The 14235-nt window shown below is 64.3% G+C and carries 17 protein-coding genes; 10 read left to right on the forward strand and 7 right to left on the reverse strand.

What is annotated here, in order from left to right; genetic code table 11:
* Window positions 1–118 precede the first annotated feature (118 nt).
* Window positions 119–580, reverse strand: a complete 462-nt coding sequence (locus ACIPZB_RS16205; protein ID WP_008097628.1) for an Lrp/AsnC family transcriptional regulator — start codon at window positions 578–580, stop codon at window positions 119–121.
* A 125-nt stretch (window positions 581–705) separates the two neighbouring features.
* On the opposite strand from ACIPZB_RS16205, the gene ACIPZB_RS16210 reads away from it, so the two are divergent.
* Complete coding sequence (locus ACIPZB_RS16210) at window positions 706–1890, forward strand: trans-sulfuration enzyme family protein (protein ID WP_400641536.1); 1185 nt, start codon at window positions 706–708, stop codon at window positions 1888–1890.
* Window positions 1891–2013: 123 nt separating this feature from the next.
* Here the strand turns inward: ACIPZB_RS16210 and ACIPZB_RS16215 are convergent, their stop codons facing one another.
* Window positions 2014–2250 carry a YdcH family protein gene (locus ACIPZB_RS16215; protein WP_400641538.1) on the reverse strand — a complete coding sequence of 79 codons (237 nt, stop codon included), beginning with the start codon at window positions 2248–2250 and terminating at the stop codon, window positions 2014–2016.
* Between the two features lie 115 nt (window positions 2251–2365).
* On the opposite strand from ACIPZB_RS16215, the gene ACIPZB_RS16220 reads away from it, so the two are divergent.
* From ACIPZB_RS16220 to ACIPZB_RS16240, 5 genes are all read left to right on the forward strand, one after another.
* Window positions 2366–2731, forward strand: coding sequence for a 5-carboxymethyl-2-hydroxymuconate Delta-isomerase (locus ACIPZB_RS16220; protein WP_400641540.1), 366 nt, complete (start codon window positions 2366–2368; stop codon window positions 2729–2731).
* Window positions 2732–2893: 162 nt separating this feature from the next.
* The gene (locus ACIPZB_RS16225) at window positions 2894–4531 is read left to right on the forward strand and encodes a phosphoethanolamine transferase (protein WP_400641542.1); all 1638 of its coding nucleotides are present in this window, start codon (window positions 2894–2896) and stop codon (window positions 4529–4531) included.
* Between the two features lie 102 nt (window positions 4532–4633).
* Entirely contained in the window at window positions 4634–5767 is a 1134-nt protein-coding gene (gene rnd / locus ACIPZB_RS16230; RefSeq protein ID WP_400641544.1) for a ribonuclease D, read from the forward strand.
* Window positions 5764–6057: a YcgL domain-containing protein gene (locus ACIPZB_RS16235; RefSeq protein ID WP_400641545.1), complete on the forward strand. Its 294-nt coding sequence runs from the start codon at window positions 5764–5766 to the stop codon at window positions 6055–6057. The genes rnd and ACIPZB_RS16235 overlap by 4 nt, the downstream gene beginning before the upstream one ends.
* Window positions 6058–6059: 2 nt before the next feature.
* Window positions 6060–6992 (forward strand): D-2-hydroxyacid dehydrogenase, encoded by a 933-nt coding sequence (locus ACIPZB_RS16240; protein WP_400641547.1) that lies wholly within the window; start codon window positions 6060–6062, stop codon window positions 6990–6992.
* Between the two features lie 130 nt (window positions 6993–7122).
* Here ACIPZB_RS16240 and ACIPZB_RS16245 read toward each other — a convergent pair whose 3' ends face one another.
* Window positions 7123–7716: a nitroreductase family protein gene (locus ACIPZB_RS16245; protein WP_008095686.1), complete on the reverse strand. Its 594-nt coding sequence runs from the start codon at window positions 7714–7716 to the stop codon at window positions 7123–7125.
* A 145-nt stretch (window positions 7717–7861) separates the two neighbouring features.
* On the opposite strand from ACIPZB_RS16245, the gene ACIPZB_RS16250 reads away from it, so the two are divergent.
* Window positions 7862–8311, forward strand: coding sequence for a YcgN family cysteine cluster protein (locus tag ACIPZB_RS16250; RefSeq protein ID WP_400641548.1), 450 nt, complete (start codon window positions 7862–7864; stop codon window positions 8309–8311).
* A 42-nt stretch (window positions 8312–8353) separates the two neighbouring features.
* Window positions 8354–9562: a hypothetical protein gene (locus ACIPZB_RS16255; RefSeq protein WP_400641550.1), complete on the forward strand. Its 1209-nt coding sequence runs from the start codon at window positions 8354–8356 to the stop codon at window positions 9560–9562.
* Window positions 9563–9689: 127 nt separating this feature from the next.
* Here the strand turns inward: ACIPZB_RS16255 and ACIPZB_RS16260 are convergent, their stop codons facing one another.
* The 3 genes from ACIPZB_RS16260 to ACIPZB_RS16270 form a co-directional block, all read right to left on the reverse strand.
* A complete protein-coding gene (locus ACIPZB_RS16260) occupies window positions 9690–10013 on the reverse strand; it encodes a DUF2892 domain-containing protein (protein WP_400641552.1) in 324 nt (107 codons plus the stop codon).
* A gap of 102 nt (window positions 10014–10115) precedes the next feature.
* Window positions 10116–10586, reverse strand: coding sequence for an RNA methyltransferase (locus tag ACIPZB_RS16265; RefSeq protein ID WP_400641554.1), 471 nt, complete (start codon window positions 10584–10586; stop codon window positions 10116–10118).
* A gap of 110 nt (window positions 10587–10696) precedes the next feature.
* Window positions 10697–11068 carry a YajD family HNH nuclease gene (locus ACIPZB_RS16270; RefSeq protein WP_008095668.1) on the reverse strand — a complete coding sequence of 124 codons (372 nt, stop codon included), beginning with the start codon at window positions 11066–11068 and terminating at the stop codon, window positions 10697–10699.
* A gap of 132 nt (window positions 11069–11200) precedes the next feature.
* Here ACIPZB_RS16270 and ACIPZB_RS16275 point away from each other — a divergent pair, with 132 nt between their 5' ends.
* Window positions 11201–11479 (forward strand): hypothetical protein, encoded by a 279-nt coding sequence (locus ACIPZB_RS16275; protein WP_400641556.1) that lies wholly within the window; start codon window positions 11201–11203, stop codon window positions 11477–11479.
* Between the two features lie 125 nt (window positions 11480–11604).
* Here the strand turns inward: ACIPZB_RS16275 and ACIPZB_RS16280 are convergent, their stop codons facing one another.
* A complete protein-coding gene (locus ACIPZB_RS16280) occupies window positions 11605–13647 on the reverse strand; it encodes a S9 family peptidase (protein ID WP_400641558.1) in 2043 nt (680 codons plus the stop codon).
* Window positions 13648–13729: 82 nt separating this feature from the next.
* Here ACIPZB_RS16280 and ACIPZB_RS16285 point away from each other — a divergent pair, with 82 nt between their 5' ends.
* Window positions 13730–14230, forward strand: coding sequence for an MFS transporter (locus tag ACIPZB_RS16285; RefSeq protein WP_400641560.1), 501 nt, complete (start codon window positions 13730–13732; stop codon window positions 14228–14230).
* Window positions 14231–14235 lie beyond the last annotated feature (5 nt).

Genomic DNA, 14235 nt, shown 5'->3' on the forward strand with positions numbered 1-14235 from the left:
ACAACTACCTGTCGCCAATTGCTATGGAGCAACAGGTAGCTTGATCACCGTAATCGGTGTCCGGCAAAACTTGACCAGAACAGCTTGCCGGCGATAGGGCCGGTACAGTCAGCACCGATCAGGAGCGATGCACCGGATAGGCCGTGGTGTACTTCATCTGCTCCATGGCAAAACTGGAGGTGATATTGGAAAGCCCATCGGTACTGGTAATCAGCTTCTTGTAGAACCGGTCGTACGCGGCAATATCCCCCACCACCACGCGCAGCATGTAGTCCCAGTCCCCGGACATGCGATACACCTCCATCACCTCTTCGAACCCCGTCACTGTCGTGGCGAACTGCTCCAGCCAGGCGCTGTCGTGGCGCTGGGTCTTGAGCTGGACGAACACCGTCAGCCCCAGCCCCAGGCGCTCGGGGTCGAGCAGGGCGACGCGGCCAACGATGTAGCCGTCTTCTTCCAGGCGCTTGACCCGTTTCCAGCACGGCGTGGTCGACAGGTTGACGGCTTCGGCCAGGTCCTTGAGCGAGACCGAGGCATCGCGCTGGAGCAGGGTAAGAATGTGCTGGTCGAAGCTGTCCATATCGATCGGGAACCGGTAAGAAAAATATTCCCCAGCCTACCGCAGCATTAGAAAAATTTCCTGCCGGTGTGGGCGTTGTCGCGGCCCGTGGTTGTGCGATAGTTGCAGCCTTACCCTCACTGCCAATGGGCCTGACCATGTCCGACAAGCCGCGCAATTTCGCCACCCTAGCCATTCACGCCGGCGAGCAGTCCAGCGTCGCCGACAATGCGATCTTTCCGCCGATCTACACCGCCAGCTCCTACATCAAGCGCAGCCTGGACGATAACCCCGAGTACGCCTACAGCCGCGTCGGCAACCCCACCCGGCATGCCTACGAAACCTGTGTCGCAGCGCTCGAAGAAGGCGTTGGCGCGGTCGCTTGCGCATCCGGGGTGAACGCCACGGCCACCGTGCTCGAGCTGCTGCCCAAGGATGCCCACGTGGTGGTGATGAACGGTGTGTATGGCGGCACCTTCCGCATCCTCGAAGACTACCGTGGCCGTACCTCGGGCCTGACCACCACCTACGTCGACCTCAACGACCTGGAAGCCGTGGCCGCAGCGATCAGGCCCGAGACCCAGCTGATCTGGATCGAGTCGCCGACCAACCCGTTGCTGCACCTGGTCGATATCAAGGCTGTCTGCGACCTGGCGCGGGCGCGTGGCATCCTCACCTGCATCGACAACACCTTCTGCTCGCCGTGGAACCAGCGCCCGATCACCCTCGGCGTGGACCTGGTGATGCACTCGGCCAGCAAGTACATCGGCGGCCACTCCGACCTGACCGGCGGCGTGGTGGTGGCGGCCAACGACGCGCTGCTGGCGCGCCTGCGCAAGATCAGCATGGCAGTGGGCGCGATCCAGGGCCCGTTCGACTGCTACCTGGCGCTGCGCGGGTTGAAGACCCTCGACGTGCGCATGGAGCGCCAGTGCGCCAACGCGCTGCAGGTGGCGCGCTTCCTCGAAGGCCACCCGCAGGTGGAGCAGGTCTATTACCCAGGGCTGGAAAGCCACCCGCAGCATGAGCTGTGCAAGCGCCAGATGCGCGCGGGCGGGGCGGTGGTGGCGATGAAGGTCAAGGGTGCTGATCGGGCGGCGCTCAACCGCCTGGTGGAAGCCTTGGGGATCTTTGTCCTGGCCGACTCGCTGGGCGGGGTGGAGAGCATGATCAACCATTCCTGGAGCATGTCGCACAATTCCTTGAGCCCGGAGCAGAAAGGGGCGATGGGGATCGGCGAGAACCTGTTGCGGCTGTCGGTGGGGATCGAGGACTATCGGGATCTGATCGAGGATCTGGATGGGGCGTTGAAGGCTTCGGCTGGGGTGTGATGGCTGCTGGCCCTCTCGCCGGCAAGCCGGCTCCCACAGGGATATCACAACCCTTGAGGCTTGCGCTGTACCTGTGGGAGCCGGCTTGCCGGCGAGAGGGCCGGTTGATTCAGCCGAAATCGATCAGGACTTCGGCGGATGGATGATCCGTTCGATCTTGTCCTTGATCAGCAGGCGCTCCCTGCGCAGGCGAGTGACGGTTTCGTCGTTGGTGCCATTGCCTTCGGCGGCCACCACCTCTTTGTCCTTGGCGTTGTATTCCTTGTGCAGCTTGTGAAGGTCCTGGTCCTTGTCTATCAGTGCCTGGAATGCGTCAGCGGTAACGTGCAAGTCAGCGAGCAGATCATGCGGAACTGGCATTTCTTCACCTCTGTCAGGGTTGTCGTTAAGTCCTGACCTTTGAGGATAGCCGCCTTTGCGCAGGTAGGGGACTGGGGTAGGCTGTCGCATCCCCTCTACGCCTGGAACCCGCGCCATGCCGCACCTGAACCTGGAATACAGCGACAACCTGCCCGCGCTGAATGTCGACGTGCTGCTGCTGCGCTTGAACCACACCCTGGTCGGCAGCGGTCAATTCGCCGACGAGGCGGATATCAAGAGCCGTGCCCAGGCTTTCCAGCAATACCGGGTGGGCACCGCGCCAGGTGAGCGGGCGTTCGCCCACGTGCGCCTGGCGATCCTCAGCGGGCGCTCGTCCGAGGTCAAGCAACAACTGTCCCACAGCCTGCTGGAGGTGCTGCGGGAAGCCATCCCGGAGCAGCCCGGCGTGGACCTTCAGCTGTGCGTGGAAGTGCTCGATATCGACCGCGAGCCTTATGCAAAGCTTCGCCTGCCAGGCTGAATGGCAGCTGAATGAACCTTATTTAATTGTCCAAAGGCGCTGTTTCACGGATTTGTTGGCGTCTTTTTCACAAAATATTGATGGTGCGCTTTCTAGAGTTCGCACACTTTCCCGCGGTGCCGTCAGCTGGCGGGTTGATAACTACTCTTGAATGCGAACACCATGCTAAACATGAAATCCCTGCGGACTGAATGGGTCACGCTGCTGGCCAGCCTGTACCTGCTTATCGGCTTCAACATGTTTCTCTGGGAGCACCTGCAACAGATGGTGCCCGCCGGTTTGCCTGGGCTGTGGCTGAGCCTGGCGTACGCCACGCTGATGCTGTTCGCGTTCAACTTGATATTGACCCTGTTCGCTTTTCGTTATGTGCTCAAACCCTTGTTGATCGTGTTGTTCATGAGTGGCGCGGGGGTCGCTTACTTCATGAACCAATATGGCGTGCTTATTGATGCCGGCATGTTCCGCAACATGGCCGAGACCAATATGACGGAAGTGCGCGACTTGCTGTCTTTGAAGTTTGCCGCCTATATCTTGTTTCTTGGGGTGTTGCCGTCGGTTCTGCTGTGGAAAGCGCCAATCGCCTACCGCGCCTGGCACCGGGAATTGTTCGGCAAACTGGTGGTCAGCGGTGCCTGTGTCGTCGCCCTGGGCTCGGTAGCGCTGGTCAACTACCAAGGCCTGTCGTCGCTGTTTCGCAATCATCACGAACTGCGCCTGATGCTCACCCCGAGCAACATCGTTGGCGCCTCCATCGGTTATGTCAGCGAGCGCGTCGGCACGGCTGCCCGGCCTTTCCAGAACTACGGCGAAGATGCCAAGCGCGATACGGCCTGGCAGCACCATGAGCGCAAGTCGCTGACGGTGCTGGTGGTGGGTGAAAGTGCGCGGGCTGATCATTTCGGCGTCCTGGGCTATGAGCGTGATACCACGCCGAACCTGGCCAAGGAGCAGGGCCTGCTGGCGTTCTCCGATGTGCATTCCTGCGGCACTGAAACCGCCGTGTCGGTGCCTTGCATGTTCTCGGGCATGCCGCGCAAGGACTACGACGCCCGCGTGGCGAAGAACCGTGAGGGCCTGCTCGACATCCTCCAGCGCGCGGGCCTTGCGGTGCAGTGGCGCGACAACCAGTCGGGCTGCAAGGGCACCTGCGACCGCGTGCAGTTCATCGATGTCAGCAACCTCAAAGACCCGGCACTGTGCGCCAACAATGAATGCCATGATGAAATTCTCCTGCAGGGCCTGGGCGAGCTGATCGACAACCTCGACAAGGACACCGTGCTGGTGCTCCACCAGATGGGCAGCCACGGCCCCGAGTACTTCAAGCGCTACCCCAACGCTGGCGAACGCTTCACCCCGGTGTGCCAGAGCAATGCCCTGAACCAGTGCAGCGAGCAGGAAATCATCAACGGCTACGACAACACCCTGGCCTATACCGACAAGGTGCTGTCGTCGCTGATCGACACCCTGCGCAGCAAGCAGGACAAGGTCGACACGGCGATGATCTATCTGTCCGACCACGGTGAGTCGCTGGGCGAGTACAACCTGTTCCTCCACGGTACCCCTTACGCCATCGCCCCGGAGCAGCAGAAGCACGTGCCGATGCTGACCTGGTTCTCCGACAGCTACAAAGCAGACTTCGGCCTGGACACCGACTGCCTGGCCAAGCTCAGCAGTGCGCCGCTGTCGCAGGACAACCTGTTCCACTCGATGCTCGGCCTGTTGCAGGTGCGCACCGAGGTCTACAAGCAGTCGCTGGACATGTTCGCCAGCTGCCGCCCTTGGCTGGCCGCCAAGCGCTGAACCCTTCCTGTCAACAGTCCATCGAAGGCGCGGTGGTCGCCAGGTTTCACCCACAGCGCCCGCGCCGTATATACTGCGCGCCAATGTTAGTGGGAGAGCCTCGTGGCCATCGAAATACACTGGATCCGTGACGACCAGACCCTGGCCGAAGGCTGCCGCAAGTGGCGTGAACTGCCCTTCGTGGCAGTGGACACCGAATTCATGCGGGTCGACACCTTTTACCCCAAAGCCGGCCTGATCCAGATCGGCGACGGCCAGTGCGCTTTCCTTATCGACCCGTTGCTGATCAATGACTGGCAACCGCTGGCCGATCTGCTCGACGACAGTGGCGTGGTCAAGGTTCTGCATGCCTGCAGCGAAGACCTCGAGGTGCTGTTGCGCCTGACCGGCAAGCTGCCGCAGCCGCTGTTCGACACGCAATTGGCAGCCGGTTACCTGAACCTGGGCTTCTCCATGGGCTATTCGCGCCTGGTCCAGGAGGTGCTGGCCATCGAGCTGCCCAAGGGCGAAACCCGCTCCGACTGGCTGCAGCGGCCGCTGTCGGATACTCAGGTCAGCTACGCCGCCGAAGATGCCGTGCACCTGGCCGAGCTGTACTCGGCCCTGCAACCACGGCTGTCCGACGACAAATACGCCTGGGTGCTGGATGACGGCGCCGAACTGGTCGCTGCGCTGCGCCGCGAAGTCGAGCCAGAGACCCTGTACCGCGATGTCAAGCTGGCCTGGAAGCTGAGCCGCCAGCAATTGGCCGTGCTGCGCGAGCTGTGTGCCTGGCGCGAGCGCGAGGCCCGCAGCCGTGATGTGCCACGCAACCGCATCCTCAAGGAACACTCGCTGTGGCCCATGGCCAAGATGCAGCCGGACAATTTGTCGGCGCTGGCCAAGATCGAGGAAATGCACCCGCGCACCATCCGCCAGGACGGTGCCCACCTGATCGAGCTGATCAAGCGCGCCGCCAGCCTGCCGCCTGAGCAATGGCCACCGGCGTTGCCCGAGCCGCTGCCGATCGAAGCCTCTGGCATCCTCAAGCGCCTGCGCGCCATCGGCCAGGCCGAAGGCGAGCGACTGGGCATCGCCCCGGAGCTGATGCTGCGCAAGAAAACCCTGGAAGCGCTGCTCAAGAGCGGCTATCCCGATGGCCCCTATCAACTGCCCGATTCGCTGCGCGGCTGGCGCCGTGAGCGGATGGGCCAGGCCCTGCTGGACGACCTGTCAGGCGCCGGAGAAACCCGATGAAACGCATCTGCTCGATCTACAAGAGCCCCCGCAAGAACGAAATGTACCTCTACGTGCTCAAGGCCGACGGCCTGGAGCGCGTGCCCGAGGGCCTGCTGCCGTTCTTCGGCACCCCCAAGCACGCCTTCGACCTGGTGTTGAGCCCCGAGCGCAAACTGGCCCGCGAGGACATCGCCAAGGTGCTGGAGAACCTCGACAACCAGGGCTACCACCTGCAGATGCCGCCGCCGGACGATGAGTACATCGAGCACCTGCCCGAAGAGTTGCTGCGCCGTAACGACCCTGTCTGACCATGCGCGTTCTGATCGCTGAACACAGCCACGACCAATACGCCCAGTTGCTCGCCGAAGCGGCCCCAGACCTGGAAATCCTGACCAGCGGCGACTCCGCCGAGCTGGCCGGGCAGGCTGCGCAATGCCCGGTGTGGCTGGGCCAGCCTGACCTGCTGGCAAGCCTGCTGCGCCAGGGCCACAAACCGGCCTGGATGCAGTCGACCTGGGCAGGCATCACGCCGTTGCTGGGCGAGGGCCTGCCGCGTGATTACCGCCTCAGCCGCGCGGTGGGCATCTTTGGCCAGGTGATGGCCGAGTACATGCTCACCTACATGCTGGGCCACGAGCGCGAGGTGCTGTCGCGCCTGGTCAGCCAGGTCGAGCGGCGCTGGGACGACCGCCCCGGACGCACGCTGGAGGGACGCAAGGTACTGATCGTCGGCACTGGTGACATCGGCCAGCGCGTGGCCGAGTTCCTCGTGCCGTTTGGCGTGATCTTGTACGGTGTGGCGAGCAGTGCCCGCAGCCAGGCGCCGTTCGTCGAGGTGGCGGGGCTTTCGGAGCTGCCGCGCCTGGTCGGGCAGGTGGACTATGTCCTCAACCTGCTGCCGGATACGCCGGCCACCCATGACCTGTACGATGCGGCGCTGTTCCAGCAGTTTCTGCCCACCGCCCTGTTCATCAATGCTGGGCGTGGCGCGGCAGTGGTCGATGCCGACCTGGTGGAGGCGTTGAAGGAAGGGCACCTGGCGGGCGCAGTGATCGATGTCTGCCGGCAGGAGCCATTGCCGCAGCGGCATCCGTTCTGGACGGCGTGGGGGTTGTTGCTGACGGGGCACAGCTCGGCGCCCACCTCGCCGGCGGCGATGGTGCGGCTGTTCGTCGAGAATCTGCGGGCTTATGCGGCGGGGCAGGGGCTGCGCGGGGAAGTGGATTTCGCCCGGGGCTATTGATGTGTGCTGGCAGTACCGGCCCTATCGCCGGCAAGCCGGCTCCCACAGGTACTGCGCAAGGCTCAAGGGCGGCGCCATTCCTGTGGGAGCCGGCTTGCCGGCGATAGGGCCAGTACAGGCAACATAAGGCTTACAGGCTGAAATCACCTTCCGCCGCCAGCTCGCTCAGCGGCTTGCGCGGGCTCGGCACTTCACGCGCCTGCAGGGCCTCGTCCAGGCTGGCCTTGTCGCCCAGCTTGCCGATCGCCACCATGGCATGCAGCTCATAGCCCTCAGGCACCTTCAGCTCGGTACGCGCCAGTTCCTTGTCGAACCCGGCCATGCCGTGGGTATGCCAGCCGCTGATGCTCGCCTGCAACGCCAGATGGCCCCAGGCAGAGCCGGTGTCGAAGGTATGCCACAGGGCAGGTTTCTCTTCGCTGGCGCCCGGTGCTGCAAAGGTCGTCTTGGAAATCACCAGCACCAGCGCCGAAGCCTGTTGCGCCCAGCTGCGGTTGAACGGCACCAGCAGTTCCAGGTAGCGCGCCCAGTTCGGCGTGTCGCGGCGGGCATAGAGGAAGCGCCACGGCTGCGAATTGTAAGCCGACGGTGCCCAGCGCGCGGCTTCGAGGAAGCTCAACAGGGTCTCTTCGCTGATCGGCTCGGCGGTGAAAGCACGGGGCGACCAACGGTTGATGAACTGCTCGTTGATCGCGTAATCGGCGATGCGGGGGGTGGCGCTCATGGCTGCTCCTGCAATGGGACGGGAAACTCCGCACGCTACTGCGTCCACTCGCCACTGACAAGCGGTCTGGCGTTGCCGAAGGCCAGGCTCTAGACTGGCGCCGCCGCGCGCCGCGGCGCCAGAATGAATGCAGGAAACCCGTGTGATGATCGCTGACAGCGCGCCGTTCTGGCGGCGCAAGACCCTCGAACAACTCGACCCGCAGGAATGGGAGTCGCTGTGCGACGGCTGTGGCCTGTGCTGCCTGCAAAAACTCGAGGATGAAGACGACAACAGCGTCTACTACACGCGTATCGCCTGCAAGCTGCTGGACCTCGACACTTGCCAGTGCAGCGACTACCCCAACCGCTTCGCCCACGTGCCCGATTGCATCCAGCTGACCCCAGGCAAGGCCGACCAGTTCAAGTGGTTGCCGAGCACCTGCGGTTATCGGCTGGTCAGCGAGGGCAAGGATCTACCGGCCTGGCACCCGCTGGTCTGCGGTGACCGCAAACAGGTCCATGAACAGCGCATTTCCCAGTCGGGGCGTATGCTCAGTGAGCATGATGTGGATGAAGACGACTGGGAAGAGCACCTGATCTTCCGCGCCAGCTGAGCAGGTCTGGCCCGTCGCCTCTGGGGAACAAGGAGTTTCTGTATGCGTTGCCAGCTGTTGCTGTTACTGGGCGTTGTAGCCTGTTCGCCGGCCTGGGCGAAGAAAGTCGACCTCGACTACCAGGTGCGCCTGTTGCCCGCCAGTGGCCAGGCCGAAGTGCGCCTGACGCTGGGTGAAGGCAGCGCGGTGCGCAGCCTGGACTTCGACCTTGGCAAAGCGAATGCCTACAGCGGTTTCCAGGCTGACGGCCAGTGGCAGCAGCAGGGCGAGCGGGGTGTCTGGCACCCGGCAGCGGGCAAGACCAGCCTCAGCTACCGGGTGAAGCTGGACCAGAAGCAGCGCAGCGGCGCCTATACCTCCCGCATCACGCCGCACTGGGCGCTGTTCCAAGGCGATCAGCTGGTCCCGCCCGCGCGCCTCGACCAGCAGGACGGCACCGAACTGGTGGCCCGGTTGTCGGTCGACCTGCCCGAGGGCTGGCAGAGTATCGAAACGGCCTGGCCGCGCATTGGCAAAGACAAGTTTCGCATCGATAACGTGTCACGCCTGTTCGATCGCCCAACCGGCTGGATGCTCGCCGGCGACCTTGGCAGCCGCCGCGCACGGCTAGGTGAAACCGACGTGACCGTGGCCGCACCGGTGGGGCAGGGCATGCGGCGGATGGACAACCTGACGTTGCTGACGTTCGTCTGGCCGCAGTTGCAGGCGATGTTCCCGCGCAACCCGCCGAAGCTGCTGCTGGTCGGTGCGCGCGATGGCATGTGGCGCGGGGCGATGGCGGCGCACGGTTCGCTGTACCTGCACAGTGGTCGGCCGATGGTCAGCGAGAACGGCAGCAGCCCACTGTTGCGCGAGCTGGTGCAACTTTTCGCGCAGATTCGGGTGCGTGACAACAGTGACTGGCTTGGCCAGAGCCTGACCGAATACTACGCCAACGAACTGTTGCGCCGCGCCGGCGGGATGAGCGATGACCGGTACCAGGTGTGGCAGGCGCGGTTGCAGAAGCAGGGCGCCAAGGTCACCCAGTTGCGCGCCGCCAAGGCCAGTCCGGCGCAGGTGGCGCGGGGGGTGCAGCTGTTACAGGCGCTGGACAAGGAAATCCGCATCCATACCCAGGCCAAGCGCTCGCTGGATGATGTGACCCGTGCGCTGATGCGCCTGCCGAGTGTCAGCACCGAGGAGTTCGTGCAGATCAGCGAGAACGTGCTGGGGCGCCGGTCGGAGGTGTTGCAGAGCAAGGCGCTGCAATAAGTATCCAGAGTCCGCACTGGCCCTATCGCCGGCAAGCCGGCTCCCACAGGTTCGGCGCAAGTCTCAAGCAAGGCGCTGTACCTGTGGGAGCCGGCTTGCCGGCGATAGGGCCTGAGCAGACAACCCTTTACTCACCGGTCACCGTCACCCCTCGGGTAGCCGCCCGGGCACTGCGCTGCAGCGCCTCCAGCTCCGCCGCACTGCGCTCGATGTCCGAACGCAAGCGGTGATATTCCTGGCGATGCTGCTGCCACCAGGCCTTGGTCGAGCAGTGCCCGCTGACCCCACGCGCCACGGCCAGGCCGCCCACCACCATCTGCAGCAGCCCGACCAGGCCACCATGGCGCAGCCCCTTGCTGAACATCAGCGCCCCTCCGGCCAGCGAACCGACCCGTTCCAACCCCTGCACGTTGTGCTCCGAAGTGCCCGAAGCAGAATGAATATCAAGCATGGCCAAGCCTCCCTGTGATGTGTAAGCAGCTGACCCGTGGCCGGCGAGCGCCGTTCACTCGGCATGCCGGGCGGTCGTGGGTGGCCTCACAAAGGTGACTTTTTACTTGAACTTCGGCCCAGACCGGGTATTGAGCCCCTTGGCCAACCGGTCATACAACACCACATTCACCGTCGCCGCCAGGTTCATGCAACCCTCGGTCGGAATGTAGATGGTCTCTTCGCACCACGCCCGCACATCGGCACTCAAGCTGCCGTCTTCCGGCCCGAAGATGTAGATGGCGCGGTCCGGGTGGGTGTACTCGGGCAACGGCCGGGCGCCGTCAACCAGCTCAACGGCCACCGGGGTGCAGCCCAGGGGAATGATGCGCTGCAGATCGTCGATACCAATCAACGGAATGTCGTAATGCACCCGCTTGGTATCGGTGACGAAATCGCGCGCGCGTTCATAGCGCTTGCCGGTGTAGAACACCGAGTTGACGCCGTAGCAACCCGCTGCGCGCATCACCGAACCGACGTTCTCCGCAGACTTGGGGTTGAACAGGCCGATGCAGCTGTACCGTTTGTTTGCCACGTGCCGGGGCCTTTCGCAAAAAAAGCGCGATTATACGGGCTTGCCGGCAGCAGCGGGGGCCGTATCGATGGGAAGCATCGATGGGAAGCGTCGATGGGAAGTATCGACGGTCAGTCCTTCTTGAGCATCCCAGCCAGGGCGGCGAACGGGTTGTGCGTGGCCTTGGCGATGCTCGGCGTGCTCAGGGAGCCTTCGCTGAAGTACTGCTGGTCGGTGTAGCGCGAGTGCTCGTTGTCGTGGCAGTACAGGCACAGCAGTTCCCAGTTGGAACCGTCCTGCGGGTTGTTGTCGTGGTTGTGGTCACGGTGGTGCACGGTCAGCTCGCTCAGGCGCTTGCCGGCGAACTCGCGGGCGCAGCGGCCGCAGACGTGCGGGTACATCTTCAGGGCCTTGTCGCGGTAGCCCATCTCCTTGTCGCGCTTGGCGTCGGCGAGGATGCGGTCGAGGCGGGCGGTGGCGGCGGAAGTGGAAGCCGAACTCATGGTGTTTCCTTTGTTCTGATCAGGCATGTGGCGGTTATACCAATGAGTCTAGCGCGCTTGCAGGGCAAGCGGACAGGCAAAAACGCCAATAACGGCGTAGCCTGTAGGAAGGTTCCCGACAGGAGGTTGCTGATGTTTCATGCGATCCTTGCCGCGTTGCTTGTCGCCGCCATGCCCTTGGCCGAGGCGGCGAGCACGCCACCACGCTTGAACACGCCCGTGCCCGGTGCGCCCGGCACGCCGACGCCCACGCCGTACCCGCAAATTACCCCGAGCACGCCGCCCAAGGCCTATGACAACAAACCAGGCTCACCGCTGTTGCCGCCGATGCCGGTGCCGGGGCCGCCGAAGGACCAGCCGCTGCCTGGGTTGCGCCAGGAGCCGGCGAAACCGGTGGTGGAGGATGATTAGCGAAAAAGCTGAGGGCCTTATCGCCGGCAAGCCGGCTCCCACAGGTACAGCGCAATGCTTGAGGCTTGCGCCGAACCTGTGGGAGCCGGCTTGCCGGCGATAGGGCCCCCGATCAAGCGCGCGTCTTACGCCACGCCCAGCTCATTGAAGACAAACGCATATTCCAGCGCCACATCCCGCAGCCCTTGGTAGCGCCCACTCATGCCGCCGTGACCCGCCCCCATCTCGGTCTTGAGCAGCAGCAGGTTGTCGTCGGTCTTGCGCGTGCGCAGGCGCGCCACCCACTTGGCCGCTTCCCAGTACTGCACGCGGCTGTCGTTGTAGCCGGCGACCACCAGCATGGCTGGGTAGGCCTGGGCGCTGACGTTCTCGTAAGGCGCGTAGGCCTTGATCCGCTCGTACACCTCGGGCTCCTCGGGGTTGCCCCATTCGTCGTACTCGGTGACGGTCAGCGGCAGCTCGGGGTCGAGCATGGTGTTGAGCACATCGACGAACGGTACTTCGGCAATGGCGCAGCGGAACAGCTCAGGGCGCTGGTTGAGCACCGCACCCATCAACAGGCCACCGGCGCTGCCGCCGCTGATGGCCAGGCGATCGGACGCTGTCACGCCTTGGGCGATCAGGTGTTCGGCGCAGGCGATGAAGTCGCTGAAGCTGTTGTGCTTGTGTTCCTGCTTGCCGGCGCGGTACCAGGCTTCGCCCAGCTCGCCACCGCCGCGCACATGGGCGATGGCAAAGCCCACGCCGCGTTGCAGCAGGCTCAGGCGGGCATGGGAAAACCATGGGTCGAGGCTCTCGCCGTAGGCGCCGTAACCGTACAGGTAGAGCGGCACGGTCTTGCCTTGGTCTTGCTTGCGGCGGACCAGGCTGATCGGCACCTGGGTGCCATCGGCGGCGGTGGCCCACAGGCGCTCGCTGACGTAGTCGTCGGCATCGAATTCGCCCAGCACCGGGGTTTGCTTGAGCACCACCTGGGCGCCCGTGGCCAGTTCCAGCTGGCGTACCTGCGCGGGGCGGTTGAGTGCTTCATAGCGCAGGCGCACGCGGCGGCTGACGAATTCCAGGCTGTCCTGCACGTACAGGCTGTAGGCCGCGTCAGGCAGTTCCACCCGGTAGCTGGCAAGGCCTTGCGGGCGAACCTCGATGATCGGCAGGCCGCCTTCGCGCAGGCTCAAGGTCAGGGCGCTGGCATTCAGGCTGAGGCCTTCGAGCATGATGTCGTCGCGGTGGGGCACCAGCAGCTGCCACTGCGCGCGGGTCGGCACCTGCTCGACCGGGGCCTGATACAGGGCGAAGTTGATGCCGTCCTGGTTGGTGCGGATGAACCAGCGCCACTGGCCGTCGAGTTGGCCGTGGTCGGGGAAGTATTCGTGGCCTTCCACCCGTGGCGCCAGGCAGGTGAAGGCGGCCTGCGGGGTGAGGGCATCGAGCACCCAGGCTTCGCTGGTGGTCTTGCTGTTGAGCAGCAGCACCAGTTGTTGTTCGGAGCTTGTGCGATAGCAATGCAGGAAGAACCGGCCATCGGGCTCTTCGAACACGGTCTGCGCGTCGTCCTCGCCCAAGGTGTAGCGACGCAGGCGCCAAGGGCGGTGGGTGTCGTCCAGTTCGGCGAAGAACAGCGTCTGGTTGTCGTTGGCCCAGGTCAGGCTGCCGTCGCAGTCGTCGAAGGGCAGGGTGGTCAGGCTGCCGCTGGCCAGGTCCTTGACGTACAGGGTGTAGATTTCGTCGCCGCTGGTGTCGAGGCTGTAGGCCAGCAGGCGGTGGTCGGGGCTGACACTGAAGGCACCCAGGGCCAGGAAGCCACCGTCTGCCAGGGCGTTGGGGTCGAGCAGCAGCTGTTCCTGCTGCTCGTCCACGGTATTGGAGTCATCCGCCGGGCGCGGGCAGCGGTAGTGGCGCGGGTACTCGTCGCCTGCCGTGGTGCGGGTGTAGTACAGGTACGGGCCCCAGGGCGAGGGCAGCGACAGGTCGGTTTCGAGGATGCGACCCTTGATTTCTTCGAACAACTGCTCGCGCAGGGGCGCCTGGTCGGCCAGGCAGGCCTCCTGGTAGGCGTTTTCCGCCTGCAGGTAGTCGAGTACTTCGGGCGTGTCGCGCTGTTGCAGCCAGGCGTAGGGATCGGCGCCCTGGTCCTGGCGGGCGATGGGGGGCTGGAGCGCGTTGGGCATCGGTGTTCTCTTGGCTGGGGGGCGCCTGCGCCCGGAAAAGTGTTTATCATAGGCGTCTCTTTGCCTGGCTTGCACGATCACCATGACCGAGAACGACTATACCCTCGCCTGGGGCCTCTACGCCGTGGCCGCCTTGGGCTGCCTGTGGGTGGGTTTCAAAATCACTGGCTGGATGTGGCGTTGGCTGCGTGAGCCGCTGCGGGTGATCCTGGCGGTCCTGCTGCTGACCCCGACCGTGGTCGACCCGGCCAAGGATGCGGTTGCCCCGGCCATCGCCATCACCACCCTGGACCTTGCCTTCAAGGTAGGCAACAACGCCTGGCGAGCGGTTTCCGACTTTGCCATGTACGGCATGATCGCCTTTGCGCTGTATGCGCTGTTCGTGCTGCTGCGCTGGCCCTTGGAAAAACGTGCCCGCGAGCGCCGCGAACAGGCCGAGGCCGCTGCCCAGCGCCAGGCCGCCGAGGACGCCCGGCTCGACGCCGGCGCGCCACTGGCCGCCGAACGCCGCGACCGTTACCGCGATGACCCGCCGCCCACCGCGCCTTCTGGCGGCCGTGGCCGGGTCGAGCCCCGTTTGTAAGCGGA

The organism is Pseudomonas sp. NPDC089396 (assembly GCF_044749545.1).
Classification (GTDB): Bacteria; Pseudomonadota; Gammaproteobacteria; order Pseudomonadales; family Pseudomonadaceae; genus Aquipseudomonas.

Bases quoted from the DNA above. Each gene is read 5' to 3' on its own strand.
- ACIPZB_RS16280 (WP_400641558.1), bottom strand. From the start codon at position 13,647: ATGCCCAACGCGCTCCAGCCCCCCATCGCCCGCCAGGACCAGGGCGCC.
- ACIPZB_RS16210 (WP_400641536.1), top strand. From the start codon at position 706: ATGGGCCTGACCATGTCCGACAAGCCGCGCAATTTCGCCACCCTAGCC.
- ACIPZB_RS16215 (WP_400641538.1), bottom strand. From the start codon at position 2,250: ATGCCAGTTCCGCATGATCTGCTCGCTGACTTGCACGTTACCGCTGAC.
- ACIPZB_RS16285 (WP_400641560.1), top strand. From the start codon at position 13,730: ATGACCGAGAACGACTATACCCTCGCCTGGGGCCTCTACGCCGTGGCC.
- ACIPZB_RS16260 (WP_400641552.1), bottom strand. From the start codon at position 10,013: ATGCTTGATATTCATTCTGCTTCGGGCACTTCGGAGCACAACGTGCAG.
- ACIPZB_RS16240 (WP_400641547.1), top strand. From the start codon at position 6,060: ATGCGCGTTCTGATCGCTGAACACAGCCACGACCAATACGCCCAGTTG.
- ACIPZB_RS16205 (WP_008097628.1), bottom strand. From the start codon at position 580: ATGGACAGCTTCGACCAGCACATTCTTACCCTGCTCCAGCGCGATGCC.
- ACIPZB_RS16245 (WP_008095686.1), bottom strand. From the start codon at position 7,716: ATGAGCGCCACCCCCCGCATCGCCGATTACGCGATCAACGAGCAGTTC.
- ACIPZB_RS16220 (WP_400641540.1), top strand. From the start codon at position 2,366: ATGCCGCACCTGAACCTGGAATACAGCGACAACCTGCCCGCGCTGAAT.
- ACIPZB_RS16255 (WP_400641550.1), top strand. From the start codon at position 8,354: ATGCGTTGCCAGCTGTTGCTGTTACTGGGCGTTGTAGCCTGTTCGCCG.
- ACIPZB_RS16250 (WP_400641548.1), top strand. From the start codon at position 7,862: ATGATCGCTGACAGCGCGCCGTTCTGGCGGCGCAAGACCCTCGAACAA.
- ACIPZB_RS16270 (WP_008095668.1), bottom strand. From the start codon at position 11,068: ATGAGTTCGGCTTCCACTTCCGCCGCCACCGCCCGCCTCGACCGCATC.
- ACIPZB_RS16235 (WP_400641545.1), top strand. From the start codon at position 5,764: ATGAAACGCATCTGCTCGATCTACAAGAGCCCCCGCAAGAACGAAATG.
- ACIPZB_RS16225 (WP_400641542.1), top strand. From the start codon at position 2,894: ATGCTAAACATGAAATCCCTGCGGACTGAATGGGTCACGCTGCTGGCC.
- ACIPZB_RS16275 (WP_400641556.1), top strand. From the start codon at position 11,201: ATGTTTCATGCGATCCTTGCCGCGTTGCTTGTCGCCGCCATGCCCTTG.